The following is a 15,910-nucleotide window of genomic DNA, read 5'->3' on the forward strand; positions in this document are numbered from 1 at the left end:
TCCGGCCAGGTGGGAGGGCGTCAGGGTGATCACGCACCACGCCGCCCGCCCGCTACCGTGCCGCGCACGTCCCTGCCCTCGATCCTCCGTCGCTCGGCGGCAGGGGCCTACGCCGCGATCGGCGTCGTCGCCGCCCTCGCGCCCGCACGGGTGCCGGCCCTCTTCGGCGGTGCCGCCGGCACGGCCGTCGCGCGCCTGGCCGGGTGCGTGGCGGAGCGTCGGCCCACCGTCTGGCCGAGCGGCGCCTTCCTGGCCCTCGAGGCGGGGCTGGCCGTGGCACCGCGGGTGGCGCGGCGGCCCGGAGCCGTCGGCTCCGCGGCCTGAGCGCCGGGCGGACCGGCGCGGCGGTCAGCCGGCGGCCACCGGTGGGGTCGTCGGCCGCGGGAGGGGGACGCCGTTCACGACCGTCCCCTCGGAGTCCGGAGCCGGGGGAGTGGTCCGCTCGAGGAAGCGGAGCAGCTCCACCGGGAACGGCAGCACGACCGTCGAATTCTTCTCCGCCGCCACCTCGACCATGGTCTGCAGCAGGCGCAGCTGCAGCGCGGCCGGCTGGGCGGCCATCACCTGCGCGGCCTGCGCCAGCTTCTGCGAGGCCTGCAGCTCGCCCTCCGCGGTGATCACCCGCGACCGGCGCTCCCGCTCGGCCTCCGCCTGGCGGGACATCGACCGCTTCATCGACTCCGGCAGCGCGACGTCCTTGATGTCGACGCGGTCGATGTGGACGCCCCAGTCGACGGCCGGGTTGTCCAGCATCAGCTCGAGGCCCTGGTTGAGCCGCTCGCGGTTGGAGAGCAGGTCGTCGAGGTCGCTCTTGCCGATGATCGACCGCAGCGACGCCTGCGCGACCTGGGCGATCGCCGCCTGGTAGTTCTGCACGTCCACCACGACGCGGACCGGGTCGAACACCCGGTAGTAGACGACCGCGTCGACCTTGACGGTGACGTTGTCGCGGGTGATCCCCTCCTGCGCCGGCACCGGCATGGTGACGATCTGCATGTTCACCTTGTGCAGCCGGTCGACGCCCGGGGCGATGACGGTCAGGCCCGGCGGCCGGGCGTCGCCGAGCAGCCGGCCGAAGCGCAGGACCACCCCGCGCTGGTACTGGGTCACCACCCGGACGCTCGCGCCCACGAGCACCAGCAGCCCGAGGACGACGACGAGGACCACTGCGAGAATGACGTCCATCTCGCCCTCCGCCAACGGCGCCGCGGCCGGACGCGGGGTCGTGCCCGTGGCCGCGCCGCCCTCGTGATGGCGCTCCCAGGGTAGATCCGGAACGGTCAGCCGGGTGGCGGTGGTGTCGCCACTCCCGGAGAGGGCAGGCTGAGGGGCGGACGTCACCCCACGGAAACGACTGGACGCGATCATGGCGAGCATGGACCGACAGCAGGAGTTCGTCCTGCGCACCCTCGAGGAACGCGACATCCGCTTCGTGCGGCTGTGGTTCACCGACGTCTCGGGCTACCTCAAGGCCGTGGCCGTGGCACCGGCCGAGATCGAGGCGGCCTTCGCCGAGGGCATCGGCTTCGACGGCTCGGCGATCGAGGGCTTCGCCCGCGTGTACGAGTCCGACATGCTGGCCAAGCCCGACCCCGGCACCTTCCAGGTGATGCCGTCGTCCAGCGGCCGGCCCAGCGACACCGCCCGGATGTTCTGCGACCTCACGCTGCCCGACGGCTCGCCGTCGTGGGCCGACCCCCGGCACGTGCTGCGCCGGGCGCTGTCGAAGGCCGCCGAGATGGGCTTCACCTTCTACACCCACCCCGAGGTCGAGTTCTTCCTGCTCAAGGACCAGCCCAGCGACGGCAGCCCGCCCGAGCCGGCCGACAACGGCGGTTACTTCGACCTCTCCACGCACAACGTCGCCCACGACTTCCGCCGCGAGGCGGTCTTCGCCCTGGAGGCGATGGGCATCTCGGTGGAGTTCAGCCACCACGAGGTCGCACCGGGCCAGCAGGAGATCGACCTGCGCTACGCCGATGCGCTGTCGATGGCCGACAACATCATGACGCTGCGACACGTCGTCCGGGAGGTCGCGCTCGCCCAGGGCGTGCACGCCACCTTCATGCCCAAGCCGTTCACCGAGCTGGCCGGCTCGGCGATGCACACCCACCTCTCGCTGTTCGAGGGCGACCGCAACGCCTTCCACGACCCGGCCGACCCCATGCGGCTGTCGACCACCGCCAAGCAGTTCATCGCGGGGCTGCTCACCCACGCCAAGGAGTACACCGCCGTCACCAACCAGACGGTGAACTCCTACCGGCGCCTGCTGGCCGGCACCGAGGCGCCGACGGCGGCCACCTGGGGGCGGGCCAACCGCTCGGCGCTGGTGCGGCTGCCCTCCTACAAGCCGAACAAGGGCCAGTCGGCGCGGGTGGAGGTCCGCTCGCCGGACTCCGCCTGCAACCCCTACCTCACCTTCGCCGTGCTGCTGGCCGCCGGGCTGCGGGGTATCGAGAAGGGCTACGAGCTGCCGCCGGAGGCCGAGGACGACGTCTGGTCGCTCACCGACACCGAGCGCCGCGCCGCCGGCTACGAGGACCTGCCGGTGTCGCTCGGCGAGGCGCTCACCGCGATGCAGGGCAGCGAGCTGGTGGCCGAGACCCTCGGCGAGCACGTCTTCGAGTTCTTCCTGCGCAACAAGTGGGCCGAGTTCAACGCCTACCGGCAGAACGTGACCCCGTGGGAGCTCGTGCGGTACCTCCCGGGTCTGTAGCGGAAGCACCCCGTCGCCCCCCGCACCTCGCGGGCTCGGCGCGGGTCCCTGCGACGGGGCCGTTCCAGAGGCAGCAGGGCGACGCTCACTACTCTTCGAGGCGTGGCCCGTCTGCTCGTCGTCGTCCCCTCCGACACCGACCCGCCGGCGCGGCTCGGGCAGTGGCTCAGGGACGCCGGCCTGGAGCTCGACGAGCGCCGGCCCGGCGCCGGCGACGACCTCCCGGCGACCCTCGACGGGTTCGACGGGCTGCTCGTCCTCGGCGGGCCGCAGTCGGCGATGGACGACGAGGCGACCAGCCCGGAGCTGGTGGGCGTGCGCCGCCTGCTGGCCGAGGCGCTGGCCGGCGACGTCCCGACCCTCGCGGTCTGCCTGGGCGCCCAGCTGCTCGCCGAGGTCGGGGGCGGCCGCGTGCGCGAGGGCGTCGACGGGCCCGAGGTCGGTGCCACCCTGGTGGCCAAGCGCGACGCCGCAGACGCCGACCCGCTGTTCGGCCCGGTGCCGCTGTCGCCGGACGTGATCCAGTTCCACCACGACGAGATCGCCGAGCTGCCACGGGGGGCCACCCTGCTGGCGAGCAGCCCGATGTACGCCCACCAGGCCTTCCGGGTGGGCCGGCACGTCTACGGCCTGCAGTTCCACATCGAGACGACGCCCGAGATGGTCGAGGAGTGGGCCGGGCGGGACACCGTCGGCGTGGCCGCCAGCGGGCTGGACCGGGAGACGATCTGTGCCCGCGCGGCCGCGGTGCACCCGGACCTCGAGGAGGTGTGGGCGCCGTTCGCGGGCCGCTTCGCCGCCCTGGTCGGCAGCCGCGCCCGGGCCGGGGCGGGGACGGCGTGACCGCCAGCAGCGCACCGGAGATCCCGCGCCGGGCCGTCGTCCGGCTGGTCCGGTTCGGGTTCCTCGACGGCGAGCGGGCCGCCCACCTGCTGTCCGAGCCCGAGATGGGGCTGTGGGACCTCGAGCGCAACGAGCCCGCCGATCCCGAGGCCGGCCCGGTCGTCTCCGCGCTGGCCCGCACCGGCGACCCCGACCTCGCCGTCCGCTCGCTGCGCCGGCTGATCGAGGCCCTGGACACCGCCGACCCCACGGGCGGTTCGGCCGCCGCCCTGCTCGCCCGGCTGCGCGGCTCGGCGCTGCTGCGCGCCCGGCTGCTCAGCGTGCTGGGTGCCAGTTCAGGCCTCGCCGACCACCTGGCCGCCCACCCCGGCGACTGGACCGTCCTCGACGGGGAGGATGACGGCACCTCCCGGGGCCCGACCCGGCCCACGCACCAGGCGCTGGAACGGCAGATGCTCGTCGCCGTCGGCGCCGACCCCGACGACCCGCCGTGGGGGGTGCGGCTGGGCAAGGGCGCGCCCGACGCGTCACCGCAGCGGGTCGCGGACCTGCGGCTGGCCTACCGGCGGGCGGTGCTCTCCGTCGCCGGACGCGACCTGGGCGAGGGCCTGGCCGCCGAGGACGTCGCCGCGGAGCTCGCCGACATCGCCGCCGCCGTGCTGACCGCCGGCCTGGCCGTCGCCGTCGCCGAGCAACCCGCCGACGCGGCCGCCTGCCGGCTCGCGGTCATCGCCCTGGGCAAGACCGGTGGTCGCGAGCTCAACTACGTCAGCGACGTCGACGTGGTGTTCGTCGCCGAGCCGGTCGGCCCGTCGGGGCAGGCGGGCGAGGAGCTCGACGCCGGCCCCGCGGTGAAGAGCGCGACCCGCGTGGCCGCCGCGCTCATGCGGATCTGCCACGAGGCGGCCTGGGAGGTCGACGCCGCGCTGCGGCCCGAGGGCAAGGCCGGCGCACTGGTGCGCACGCTGGCCAACCACGCGGCCTACTACCGCAGCTGGGCCAGCACCTGGGAGTTCCAGGCGCTGCTGAAGATGCGCCCGGTCGCCGGCGATCCCGACCTGGGCCGGGCCTACGTCGAGGAGCTGTTCCCGCTGGTCTGGCAGGCCGGGGAGCGCCCCGGCTTCGTCGCCGAGGTGCAGGCGATGCGCCGGCGGGTGCTGGAGAACATCCCGCCGGCGCAGGTCGAGCGGGAGCTCAAGCTCGGCCGCGGGGGACTGCGCGACGTCGAGTTCGCCGTCCAGCTGCTGCAGCTCGTGCACGGCCGGGTCGACGTGCGGCTGCGGGTCGGCGGCACCCTGCCGGCGCTGCACGCGCTGCGCGCCGGCGGCTACGTCGGCCGCGGCGACGCCGACACGCTGATCGCCTCCTACCGGTTCCTGCGCACCGTGGAGCACCGGCTGCAGCTGCTCCGGCTGCGCCGCACCCACCTCCTGCCCACCGACGAGCAGCAGCTGCGCTGGCTGGCCCGGTCGCTGGGCTACAAACCCGACCACCGCGGGGATGCCGTCGCCGTGCTCGACGCGGAGCTGTCGCTGCACACCCGCGAGGTGCGCCGGCTGCACGAGAAGCTGTTCTACCGGCCGCTGCTGTCGGCGGTGGCCAAGGTGCCGCCGGAGGCCGCGCAGCTGGGGTCGAAAGCGGCCGGCGACTGGCTGCGCGCGCTGGGCTTCGCCGACCCCGACGGCGCGCTGCGGCACATGGCCGCCCTCACCGGCGGGGTGTCGCGGTCGGCGTCGATGCAGAAGTACCTGCTGCCCGTGGTGCTGCAGACCCTCGCCGACTGCGCCGACCCCGACGCCGGGCTGCTGGCCTACCGCAAGGTGAGCGAGGCCCTCGGCGGCAACCAGTGGTACCTGCGGCTGCTGCGTGACGAGGGCCAGGTCGCCGAACGTCTGGCCGCGCTGCTGGGCTCCAGCCAGTACGTCGCCGCACTGCTCACCCGGACTCCCGAGGCGCTGCGGATCCTCGCCGCCGACGACGAGCTGCGCCCGCGCACCGCGGCCGCACTGGCCACGGCGTGGCGGCAGGCCGCGGGGCGGGCCGCGGACCCGACCGACGGCATCCGGGTGCTGCGCGGGCTGCGCCGCTCCGAGCTGCTGCGGGTCGCCGCCGCGGACCTGCTGGGCATGGTCGACGTCGCGCAGGTCGGCCGGGCGCTGACCGACATCGCCGTCGCCACGCTGCAGGTCGGCCTGGACGTCGCGGTGCGGGCGCACGCCGCCGAGTCCGGCACCCCGCCCGAGGCCCTGCCCACCGACCTCGCCGTCATCGGCATGGGCCGGCTCGGCGGTGGGGAGATGGGCTACGGCTCGGACGCCGACGTCCTGTTCGTGCACCGGCCGCGGCAGGGCGCCGACGAGGGCAGGGCCACGGCGGCTGCCAACGCCGTCGCACACACGCTGCGCCGGCTGCTCGGCGAGCCGGCGCCCGACCCGGCCTTCGAGGTCGACGCCGACCTGCGTCCCGAGGGCCGGCAGGGCGCGCTGGTGCGCAGCCTGGACTCCTACCGGGAGTACTACGACCGCTGGATGTCGGTGTGGGAGGTGCAGGCGCTGCTGCGCGCCGTGCCGGTCGCCGGCGACGAGGCCCTCGGCGCCGCGTTCGTCGAGCTCGTCGACCCGATCCGCTACCCGGCGGACGGGATCTCGGCCGAGCAGGTCGCCGAGATCCGCCGGATCAAGGCCCGCGTCGAGCGCGAGCGGTTGCCGCGCGGCGCGGACCCGACCACGCACACCAAGCTCGGCCGCGGTGGGCTGGCCGACGTCGAGTGGACCGTCCAGCTGCTGCAGCTCCAGCACGCCGGCGAGCACCCGGAGCTGCGGGTGACCTCGACGGTCGGGGCGCTGACCGCGCTGCGTGAGGACGGGCTGCTCGACGGCGACCGGGCCGAGGCGCTGCAGCGGGCCTGGGAGCTGGCCACCCGGGCGCGCAACGCGGTCTTCCTGGTGCGCGGCCGGCCCAGCGACCAGCTGCCCCGGCCGGGTGTGGAGCTCGCCGGCGTCGCCCGGGCCAGCGGGTACGGCCCGGACGCCGACCCCGGCCAGTTCCTCGACGACTACCGGCGGGCGACCCGGCAGGCGCGCACCGTCGTCGAGCAGGTCTTCTACGGGCAGCCCGCCGCCGGCTCCTGAGGCGGGCACGCCGCCCGCGGGCGGCGTGCCCGCGGTGGCCGGGGGTCTGGAACCTCGGCCCCGCGAGGAGGACGATCGGGGCAGGCCCCACCGTCCGGGAGGAGAGCGCGATGTCGGACCCCGTCCACCGCTCGCCGGAGCGCCCGTCGGGTGCGGACACCATGTCGGTCGCCGAGAAGCTGGCCGCTGAGTGGGAGGCCCGCCACGACGTGGCCGCCCGCGGCGGGCGGATCGACCCCGCTGCGGCGCTCCAGCACTACCTGAGCCACAGCAAGTGCGCGGAGGAGCTGCACCACCGCGACCACCCGCACCCGCGGCGCACGGCGCGGCAGCGCAGCGCAGCGCAGGAGTTCGCGGCGCAGCACCCGCTGCTGGCGTCGTGGGTGCGCTGGGGCGAGGACCGGCCCTGACGCGGTAGCCGCCGCCGGACGCGCGTGTGCGCGGGGCCCGGCCGGGGCAGGGGAGGGGCGTGCCGCAGCCCGCCGCCCCCGAGGACCCCGCCCCGACGCCCGGTGGTGGCGCCACCATCACGCCCTACCGGGACGGCCCGCTGATCGTCCGCGGCGACTTCCGGCTGCTCGACCAGGACGGCGACGAGATCGATCCGGGCCGCGAGACGATCGCGCTGTGCCGTTGCGGCAAGTCCGGCATCAAGCCGTTCTGCGACGGCTCGCACAAGCGCGCCGGGTTCTCCGCGCCCAGCGCGCCGAGCCGCCCGCGGCCGGCGGCCGTCCTCCGCAGCGAGGGGCGCCTGGAGGACGACGGCCGCTGAGCAAGGACCCCCTCTCCCCTTGGTGACGTGTCGGAACGGCCACCTTTCAGGGGCCCTCCGCCTGAGCCTGCGAGGCGTGGGGGGAGGGTGGCCGTTCCTCAGGCGGCGAGGGCGCCCTCCCGGCGCAGGGCCGAGCGGCCGGCCTCCCAGGCGGTCAGCAGCGCGTGCGCGGCCAGGCCGTCCATCGCCAGTGAGCAGGCGGCACCGAAGAGGACGTCGGCGGTGAGCCGTGGGTCCTCGGCGACCAGGGAGCCGCACATGTCGACCGAGGCGATCTGCTCGTGGACGGCGTCGGCCTCCACGTGCTCGTCGTAGAAGACCGTCGTCGTCTCGCCGAAGCCCAGCCGGCGCAGCCCCGCGGAGTAGCGGCGCGAGGGCTCGGAGGACGTCATCTCCACGCAGGCGAGGTGCCCCAGCGCCGCACCCCGCCAGCGCCGGTGCAGGCCGAACAGCGACATCGTGTTGACGGAGGCGAAGGCCGCCGCGGGGGCGTCGTCCCAGAGCGCGCCGTAGGTGTCGTCGAGACCGAGGTCGCGCATCATGCCCGCGAACAGCTGGCTGTGCATGCGCGCTGCCGACCCGCCGCCGTACTCGTCGGCCTGGATCTCGACCATCGCCGCCTTGGCCCGCCCCGACAGCCGCGGGACGGCGAAGGTGTGCGGGTCGCCCTCCTTGAGGTGGTACACCGAGCGCAGCGCGAGGTACTCGCGCCACTGCTCGAGGGTGCCCGTGCGCGACATGTAGGACGACAGCGAGGGGCCGTCGTCGGCCGCGATGAGCGCGGTGAGCTGCCGGTCGACCGGCTCGTCGGTGACCTCGGGCACCCCGGCCAGCGCGCGCAGCGCCGCGGTGTGCGCCCGCTCCAGGTGGGCGCGCAGCCGCAGCAGGTCCGGGTCCCACTCCCAGTCCTCGCCGACGCCGTCGAACCCGCGGTAGTGCAGCTCGTAGCAGATCGCCAGGGCCAGCTGGAGGTCCTCGTCGGCCAGCGGGTCGGTCGCGGCGACCGCCGTCCGTGCGGCGAGCTCGACGGTCGCGGGGGCGAGCGTGCCGCTGGACAGGTCGGTGCAGAGGGCGGTGGTCAGGGGGCCCCGGGGCTCGGGCAGGCGCATGGCACCGAGCATGCCCACCGCCGGGCCCGTCGATGCACGCCGGGGGTGTGGTGTCCGTCCACGGGTAGAGGGACTCCATGGACTCCAGTTCCGCGGCCCGCGTCGTCCTCGTCACCGGCGGCAGCGCCGGCATCGGCCGCAGCACCGTAACCCGGCTGGCCCGCGACGGTGCCGCGGTGGTGACCTGCGCCCGGGGCGGCGACCGGTTGGAGCAGTCCGTCGGCGGGCTGCCCGGGGTGAGCACGGTCGTGGCCGACGTCGCCGAGGCCGCCGAGCGCGAGCGGCTGCTCGACCGCGTCCTCGACGAGCACGGGCGGCTCGACGCCGTCGTCCTCAACGCGGGCCTGGGCTGGGCCGGGCTGGTGGAGGACATGCCCGGGGAGGCCGTCGAGCGGCTGATCGGGCTGAACCTGACCGGCGTCGTCGAGCTCACCCGGATCGCCCTCCCGCACCTGCTGAGCGCGGCGGCGCAGCGGGGGAGGGCCGACGTGGTCACCATCGCCTCGGCGGCGGCGTGGTCGCAGGTGCCACCGCTGACCGTCTACTCGGCCACCAAGGCCGGGGTGCACGGGTTCGTCAAGGGGCTGCGACGGGAGGTGACCGCCCGGGGCGTCCGGGTGCACACGGTCAACCCCGGCCCGGTGCGGACCGAGTGGCTGGCCCGCGGGCACGGCTCGCCCCCGGTGTCGGACGACGACGCCCGCGGCCGGCTCTCGCCCGGCGTGCACCCCGACCGGGTGGCCGCCCAGGTGGCGAGCTGCCTGACCGCGCGCCGGCCGCGCACGGTCGCCGTCCCGCGCTGGATGGGGCTGGCGCGGCTGGGGGAGGTGCCGCCGGTGGACCGGGTCCTGGACCTGGTGCTCTCCCGGCAGGCCGACCGCATCCGCCGCGTCGCGGCGCGGATGGTGGAGGAGCGCACCGGCTGACCCGGCCGCGACCTTGACGAGGGGGTCCGGCCCGGCGACGGTGAGTTGCTCGTCCGGCCTCGGGGCTGACACGCGGTGTTCACCTCCGACTACATAGAGTCGGGTCGTGCCGGAACGGTCCGGCCCGTCTCCCTGGGAGAACCGATGCGACCCACCGTCCGCCGCGCCACCGTCGCGGCCGCCGTGACGACCACGATCGCCGGCCTCGCCGTGGCCGCGGCCGTGCCCGCTGCCGCTGCGCCGGGCCGTTCCGGCGACGCACCCGACGGGGGCCCGCCCGTCGACGTGCAGCTGCTCGCCCTCAACGACTTCCACGGCGCCCTGGAGCCGCCGAGCGGTTCCAGCGGCCAGATCCGCACCGGGACCAACCCGGACGGCACGCCGGTCACCGTGCCCGCCGGCGGCTCGGCGTACCTGGCCACCCAGCTGGCCCAGCTCGCCGAGCAGCAGGAGGAGGACAACACGATCACCGTCGCCGCCGGTGACCTGATCGGCGCCTCGCCGCTCCTGTCGGCGGCGTTCCACGACGAACCGACCATCGAGGCGCTCGGGCTGGCCGGGCTGGACTACGCCAGCGTCGGCAACCACGAGTTCGACGAGGGCTCCGCGGAGCTGCTCCGCATCCAGGACGGCGGCTGCCACCCGGTCGACGGCTGCGCCGACGGCACGCCCTACGAGGGCGCGGACTTCCAGTACCTGTCGGCCAACGCCTTCGTCACCGAGACCGGCGAGCCGCTGCTCGAGCCCTACGCCGTCCACGAGGTCGACGGGGTCGAGATCGGCTTCATCGGCATGACCCTCGAGGGCACCGCCGACATCGTCAGCCAGGCCGGGGTGGCCGGGCTCGACTTCGCCGACGAGGTCCAGACGGCCAACCAGTACGCCGCCGAGCTCCAGGACCGGGGCGTCGAGGCGATCGTCGTGCTGCTGCACGAGGGCGGTGCCCAGACCGGGGACCAGGCGTGGGACGTCGACGGCTGCAACGGCCTGGGCGGGCCCATCGTCGACATCGCGAACGGCATGAGCGACGCCATCGACGTCGTGGTCAGCGGGCACACCCACCAGGCCTACAACTGCCGCATCGACCACAAGCTCGTCACCAGCGCGAGCTCCAACGGCCGCCTCGTCACCGACATCGACCTGCGGGTGAACCGGCAGACCGGGGACGTCGTCCGGGCGACCGCGGACAACACCGTCGTCACCCGGGACCTGGTCGCGGACCAGGCGCAGACCGAGCTGATCGCGCGCTACCGCACCGCGCTCGGCCCGATCGCCTCCGAGGTCGTGGGCGCGGTGGCCGACGCCCTCACCCGGGCGCAGGAGGACCGGCTGGACGGCGCGGAGTCCACCCTCGGCAACGTCATCGCCGACGCGCAGCTCGCTGCCACGGACGACGAGGCGGGGGCGCTCGCGGCGTTCATGAACCCCGGAGGCGTCCGCGCCGACCTCGCGGCAGGGGAGGTCACGTACGAGGAGGCGTTCACGGTGCAGCCGTTCGCCAACAACCTGGTGACCCTCGACCTGACCGGCGCGCAGCTCAACTGCCTGCTGGAGCAGCAGTACCAGGTGGGCCGCGTCCTCTACGCCTCCGCGACGGTGTCCTACCAGGTCGACGCGGCAGGAACGGACGCGGCGGCCGGCGCGGACCCGTGCACGGGTACCCGGGTCGTCGACTCCTCCGTGGCGATCGGGGGGACGGCGGTCGTGGCCGAGGGCGTCTACCGGGTCACGGTGAACAACTTCCTCGCCGGCGGCGGCGACGGTTTCTCCGTGCTGACCGGCGGGACGAACGCCGTCACCGGGCCGATCGACCTGGACGCCTTCACCGCCTACCTGGGCGCCGACTCACCGGTGCAGGTCCCGAGCCTGGACCGGGTCACCCGGGCCGGCTGACCGCACGCGCACGGCACGGCGGCGGCTCCCCTCGCGGGGGCCGCCGCCGTGGTGCCCGTGCCGGTCGCGAGCCGGTGTCCGGGCGGTCCGCCGTGGACGTCGCAGGGCTCCCTGCGAGGTCCTGCCGAGCGGCCGGCGCGTCACGATCGGACATCGATGCCGGGCGGGCGGGTTCGGGACGTCGCCCTCCTGGGCAGGGCAGGGTCGTCCGCCGACCCCGACCGGGAGGACGCCGAGCCCGTGCGCCACCTCCGCGCCACCGCTGCCGCCCCTCTGCTCGCCCTCGCCGCCTGCGCCTCCCCGGCCACCGGCCCGGCGCCCCGGGCCGTCGACGTCTCGCCCGCCGCGCAGGCGGTCGCCGCGACGCAGCCGCAGGACGGCAACGCCTGCACCAGCCCCGACGGCTACCGGGTCGCGTACCCCGCCGACTGGTCGACCAACGCCGACGGCGTGCTGCCGGCCTGCAGCTGGTTCGGGCCGGGCGAGGTCGTCGTCCCCGAGGCGTCCGACGCCCGGACCGCGCCGGTCACCCTCCGGGTGGTCGACGCGCCCCTGGCCGAGGTCGCCGGACCGGTGCCCGACGAGGTGGCGCGGACCGAGCTCGAGGTGGACGGCCGGCCGGCGGTGCGCACCGAGCAGGTGACGACCCTCGGCCTGTACCCGGAGGGCACGCACATCACGACGTGGGCGCTCGACCTGGACGGTCGCACCGTGGTCGCCGACGCCGTCGAGCTGCCCGGCGGGGACCACGAGCGCGCGGTCGCCGTCCTCGACGAGATGGTGCAGACCCTGGAGCCGACCGCCGGCTGACCCCCCTCGTCGGCTCGGCGCGACGCGCTGTTCCCTGTTCGTCACATTCCTCGTGCACAGTGCTCGCACACCGAGCGGGGGACGAGGAGGGGGCGATGGACTTCCTGCAGCCGTCGTCGTGGGACGAGGCGCTCGCGGTCCGGGCCGAGCGGCCCGACGCGCTGCCGATCGCCGGCGGCACCGACGTCATGGTCGAGCTCAACTTCGACCGCCGCCGTCCCGGCGCCCTGCTGGACCTGACCCGCGTCGGCGAGCTGCGCGAGTGGTCGGTGGAGGAGGGCAGGGTCCGGCTGGGCGCGGGCGTCCCCTATGCACGCGTGATCAGCGAGCTCGGGGACCGGCTGCCCGGCCTGGCGATGGCCTCGCGCACCGTGGGCTCGCCGCAGATCCGGGTGCGCGGCACGGTCGGCGGCAACCTCGGGTCGGCGTCCCCGGCCGGCGACGCGCACCCGCCGCTGCTGGCCGCCGGCGCCGAGGTCGAGGTGGCCTCGGCCGCCCGCGGCACCCGGCGGGTGCCGGTCGCGGAGTTCTTCACCGGCGTCAAGCGCAACGTCCTCGCGCCCGACGAGCTCATCGCCGCCGTCCTCGTGCCCCCGGCCGCGGGGCCGCAGCAGTTCTGCAAGGTCGGCACCCGCAACGCCATGGTCATCTCGGTGTCGGCGTTCGCCCTCGCCCTGCACCCCGACCGGCAGGCCGTGGGCACCGGCATCGGGTCGGCCGCACCCACCCCGCGGCGCGCCCCCGGGGCGGAGGAGTTCCTGGCCGGCGAGCTGGACTGGGCCACCCGCCGGCCGTTGCCCGAGGGCCTGGCGCAGGCCTTCGGCGAGCGGGTGGCCGCCGCGGCCGCACCGATCGACGACGTCCGGGGGACGGCGGCATACCGGCGGCACTCGCTCGCGGTGCTGGCCCGCCGCGCCGTCACCTGGGCCTGGGACGACCTGAGGAGGGCCGCCTGATGCGCGTCACCACCACCGTCAACGGCACCGAGCGCACCGCGGACGACGTCTGGCCCGGGGAGAGCCTGCTGCACCTGCTGCGCGAGCGGCTGGGCCTGCCCGGCGCCAAGAACGCCTGCGAGCAGGGCGAGTGCGGCTCCTGCACCGTCTACCTCGACGGCGAGCCGGTGTGCGCCTGCCTGGTCGCCGCCGGGCAGGCGATCGGCCGCGAGGTCACCACCGTGGAGGGCCTGGCCGACGGGCAGGCGCTGCACCCGGTGCAGGAGGCCTTCGTCGAGGCCGGCGCCGTCCAGTGCGGCTTCTGCACCCCGGGCCTGGTCGTGGCCGCGCACGACCTGCTGGCCCGGGTGCCCGAGCCGTCGGACCCCGAGATCCGCGAGGCGCTGGCCGGCAACCTGTGCCGCTGCACCGGCTACGAGAAGATCCTCGACGCGGTCCGGCTGGCCGCCCGGCGGCAGGCGACCCGATGACCACCACGCAGACCGGGACCCGCACGACCGGCCGGGTCGGCGAGAACGCGCAGCGTCCCGACGGCACGCTCAAGGTCACCGGCGAGTTCGCCTACGCCAGCGACCTCTGGCACGACGACATGGTCTGGGGCGTCACGCTGCGCAGCCCCCACCCGCACGCCCGCATCCGGCGCATCGACGTCACCGAGGCGCTCACCGTGCCCGGGGTCAGCGCCGTCCTCACCGCCGACGACGTCCCCGGGGAGAACGCCTTCGGTCTGGAGCACGCCGATCAGCCGGTGCTCGCCGCCGACGTCGTCCGCTACGAGGGCGAACCGGTGGCGCTGGTCGCCGCGGACCACCCCGAGACCGCGCGCCGGGCGGCGGCGCGCATCCGCGTCGACTACGAGGTGCTGCCCGCACTCACCGACCCCCGCCGGGCCCTGGACGACGACGCGCCGCAGGTGCACCCCGGTGGCAACCTGGTCCGCCACCTGCGGCTGCGCCGCGGCGACCCCGAGCCCACCGCGCCGGTCGTGGTCAGCCTCGACTTCGAGGTCGGCATGCAGGACCAGGCCTTCCTGGGGCCGGAATCCGGGCTCGCCGTCCCCGCCGAGGACGGCGGCGTCGACCTCTACGTCGCCACCCAGTGGCTGCACGTCGACCAGCGGCAGGTGTGCCTGGCCCTCGGCATGCCGCCCGAGAAGGTGCGGCTGACCCTCGCCGGCGTCGGTGGCGCCTTCGGCGGCCGGGAGGACCTCTCGGTGCACGTGCACGCCTGCCTTCTGGCGCTGCGGACCGGCCGGCCGGTGAAGATGAGCTACGGCCGGGAGGAGTCCTTCCACGGGCACGTGCACCGGCACCCGGCGACGATGACCTACGAGTTCGGCGCCGAGCACGACGGCACGCTGGTCTACGCGAGGGCCGACGTGCTGCTCGACGGCGGCGCCTACGCCTCCTCGACCGCCGCGGTGGTCGGCAACGCCGGGCTGCTGGGCCTCGGCCCGTACCGCGTCCCTTCGGTGGCCGTCGACGCCCGCGGCGTGTTCACCAACAACCCGCCGTGCGGGGCGATGCGCGGCTTCGGCTGCGTCCAGGCCGCCTTCGCGCACGAAGCGCTGATGGACGAGCTCGCCGCCGCCGTCGGTGTCGACCCGGTGGAGATCCGCCGGCGCAACGGCATGCGGGAGGGCGACCGGAACACCACCGGCCAGGTCATCGACTCCGCCGCGCCGGTCGCCGAGCTGCTCCAGCGGGTCGCCGACCTGCCGCTGCCGCCTCCGCTGCCCGAGCAGCCCGATCTGCGGTCGCTGCCCGGCGCGGTCGGCAACACCACCCACGGCGAGGGCGTGCGCCGCGGCGTGGGCTACGCGGTCACCTACAAGAACATCGGGTTCTCCGAGGGGTTCGACGACTACTCGACCGCGCGGGTGCGGCTGCAGGTGGTCGCCGGCGAGGCGGTGGCCACCGTGCACACCGCGGCCGCCGAGGTCGGTCAGGGGCTGGTCACCGTGCAGCAGCAGATCGCCCGCACCGAGCTGGGCGTGGGGCGGGTGGTCGTCGTCCCGGCCGACACCACGGTCGGCTCGGCGGGGTCGACGTCGGCGTCCCGGCAGACCTACGTCACCGGCGGCGCGGTGAAGGCCGCCTGCGAGGCGGTGCGGACGGCGGTGCTGCAGCGGGCCGCCGTCGCCCTCGGCCGGCCGGTCGCCGGGCTGGCGTTGGACGGCGACAAGGTCGTCGGCGCCGGCGGCGAGGTGCTCGCCGGGCTGGCCGACCTCCTCGGGGACGACGCCGTCGAGGAGACCGTCGAGTGGCGGCACCGGCCCACCCACGCCGTCGACCCGGAGACCGGTCAGGGCGACGCGCACGTGCAGTTCGCCTTCTCGGCACACCGCGCGGTGGTCGACGTCGACGTCGAGCTCGGGCTGGTCAAGGTGGTCGCCCTCGACACCGCCCAGGACGTCGGCAGGGCGATCAACCCCGATGCCGTCGTCGGCCAGATCCACGGCGGGTCGGCCCAGGGGATGGGGTTGGCGCTGATGGAGGAGGTGGTGGTGGCCGACGGCCACGTGCGCAACCCGTCGTTCACCGACTACCTGCTGCCCACGATCCTCGACATGCCGCCGATGCAGGTGGAGGTGCTCGAGTACGCCGACCCGCACGCGCCCTACGGCGTCCGCGGGGTGGGCGAGCCGCCGACCATCTCCTCGGGCCCGGCGGTGGCCGCCGCGGTGCGGGCGGCCTGCGGGCGGCCGCTGCGCCGGGTGCCGATCCGGCCGGAGCACATCACCGGCACCTGACG

General features: G+C 75.5%; 14 protein-coding genes. 12 read left to right on the forward strand and 2 right to left on the reverse strand.

The annotated features are described in order from the left end of the window. The first annotated feature begins 57 nt into the window (after positions 1-57). Positions 58-324 (forward strand): hypothetical protein, encoded by a 267-nt coding sequence (locus tag ACWIX3_RS13340; RefSeq protein WP_448607832.1) that lies wholly within the window; start codon positions 58-60, stop codon positions 322-324. Between the two features lie 24 nt (positions 325-348). On the opposite strand, the gene ACWIX3_RS13345 is transcribed toward ACWIX3_RS13340, so the two are convergent. Next, positions 349-1,185 carry an SPFH domain-containing protein gene (locus tag ACWIX3_RS13345; protein WP_448607833.1) on the reverse strand — a complete coding sequence of 279 codons (837 nt, stop codon included), beginning with the start codon at positions 1,183-1,185 and terminating at the stop codon, positions 349-351. A 190-nt stretch (positions 1,186-1,375) separates the two neighbouring features. On the opposite strand from ACWIX3_RS13345, the gene glnA reads away from it, so the two are divergent. From glnA to ACWIX3_RS13370, 5 genes are all read left to right on the forward strand, one after another. Further along, complete coding sequence (gene glnA / locus ACWIX3_RS13350) at positions 1,376-2,716, forward strand: type I glutamate--ammonia ligase (protein ID WP_448607834.1); 1,341 nt, start codon at positions 1,376-1,378, stop codon at positions 2,714-2,716. Between the two features lie 102 nt (positions 2,717-2,818). Further along, the gene (locus ACWIX3_RS13355) at positions 2,819-3,559 is read left to right on the forward strand and encodes a type 1 glutamine amidotransferase (protein WP_448607835.1); all 741 of its coding nucleotides are present in this window, start codon (positions 2,819-2,821) and stop codon (positions 3,557-3,559) included. Then, positions 3,556-6,690 carry a bifunctional [glutamine synthetase] adenylyltransferase/[glutamine synthetase]-adenylyl-L-tyrosine phosphorylase gene (locus ACWIX3_RS13360; protein ID WP_448607836.1) on the forward strand — a complete coding sequence of 1,045 codons (3,135 nt, stop codon included), beginning with the start codon at positions 3,556-3,558 and terminating at the stop codon, positions 6,688-6,690. The genes ACWIX3_RS13355 and ACWIX3_RS13360 overlap by 4 nt, the downstream gene beginning before the upstream one ends. A 110-nt stretch (positions 6,691-6,800) precedes the next feature. Further along, positions 6,801-7,100 (forward strand): hypothetical protein, encoded by a 300-nt coding sequence (locus ACWIX3_RS13365; RefSeq protein ID WP_448607837.1) that lies wholly within the window; start codon positions 6,801-6,803, stop codon positions 7,098-7,100. Positions 7,101-7,159: 59 nt separating this feature from the next. Further along, positions 7,160-7,462, forward strand: coding sequence for a CDGSH iron-sulfur domain-containing protein (locus ACWIX3_RS13370; protein WP_448607838.1), 303 nt, complete (start codon positions 7,160-7,162; stop codon positions 7,460-7,462). 98 nt (positions 7,463-7,560) lie between these two features. Here the strand turns inward: ACWIX3_RS13370 and ACWIX3_RS13375 are convergent, their stop codons facing one another. Beyond that, positions 7,561-8,571, reverse strand: a complete 1,011-nt coding sequence (locus ACWIX3_RS13375) for an iron-containing redox enzyme family protein (protein WP_448607839.1) — start codon at positions 8,569-8,571, stop codon at positions 7,561-7,563. 77 nt (positions 8,572-8,648) lie between these two features. Here ACWIX3_RS13375 and ACWIX3_RS13380 point away from each other — a divergent pair, with 77 nt between their 5' ends. The 6 genes from ACWIX3_RS13380 to pucD all read left to right on the forward strand — a co-directional run bounded on the left by ACWIX3_RS13380 (position 8,649) and on the right by pucD (position 15,908). Beyond that, positions 8,649-9,497 carry an SDR family NAD(P)-dependent oxidoreductase gene (locus ACWIX3_RS13380; RefSeq protein ID WP_448607840.1) on the forward strand — a complete coding sequence of 283 codons (849 nt, stop codon included), beginning with the start codon at positions 8,649-8,651 and terminating at the stop codon, positions 9,495-9,497. Between the two features lie 144 nt (positions 9,498-9,641). Beyond that, positions 9,642-11,390 (forward strand): bifunctional metallophosphatase/5'-nucleotidase, encoded by a 1,749-nt coding sequence (locus ACWIX3_RS13385; protein ID WP_448607841.1) that lies wholly within the window; start codon positions 9,642-9,644, stop codon positions 11,388-11,390. A gap of 240 nt (positions 11,391-11,630) precedes the next feature. After that, on the forward strand, positions 11,631-12,200 hold the full coding sequence (locus tag ACWIX3_RS13390) for a hypothetical protein (RefSeq protein WP_448607842.1): 570 nt from the start codon (positions 11,631-11,633) through the stop codon (positions 12,198-12,200). A gap of 95 nt (positions 12,201-12,295) precedes the next feature. Then, the gene (locus tag ACWIX3_RS13395; protein WP_448607843.1) at positions 12,296-13,156 is read left to right on the forward strand and encodes an FAD binding domain-containing protein; all 861 of its coding nucleotides are present in this window, start codon (positions 12,296-12,298) and stop codon (positions 13,154-13,156) included. Continuing rightward, positions 13,156-13,626 (forward strand): (2Fe-2S)-binding protein, encoded by a 471-nt coding sequence (locus ACWIX3_RS13400; protein WP_448607844.1) that lies wholly within the window; start codon positions 13,156-13,158, stop codon positions 13,624-13,626. Before ACWIX3_RS13395 ends, ACWIX3_RS13400 begins: the two co-directional genes overlap by 1 nt. Then, the gene (pucD, locus tag ACWIX3_RS13405) at positions 13,623-15,908 is read left to right on the forward strand and encodes a xanthine dehydrogenase subunit D (protein ID WP_448607845.1); all 2,286 of its coding nucleotides are present in this window, start codon (positions 13,623-13,625) and stop codon (positions 15,906-15,908) included. Before ACWIX3_RS13400 ends, pucD begins: the two co-directional genes overlap by 4 nt. Positions 15,909-15,910 lie beyond the last annotated feature (2 nt).

The organism is Geodermatophilus sp. URMC 60, assembly GCF_053502585.1.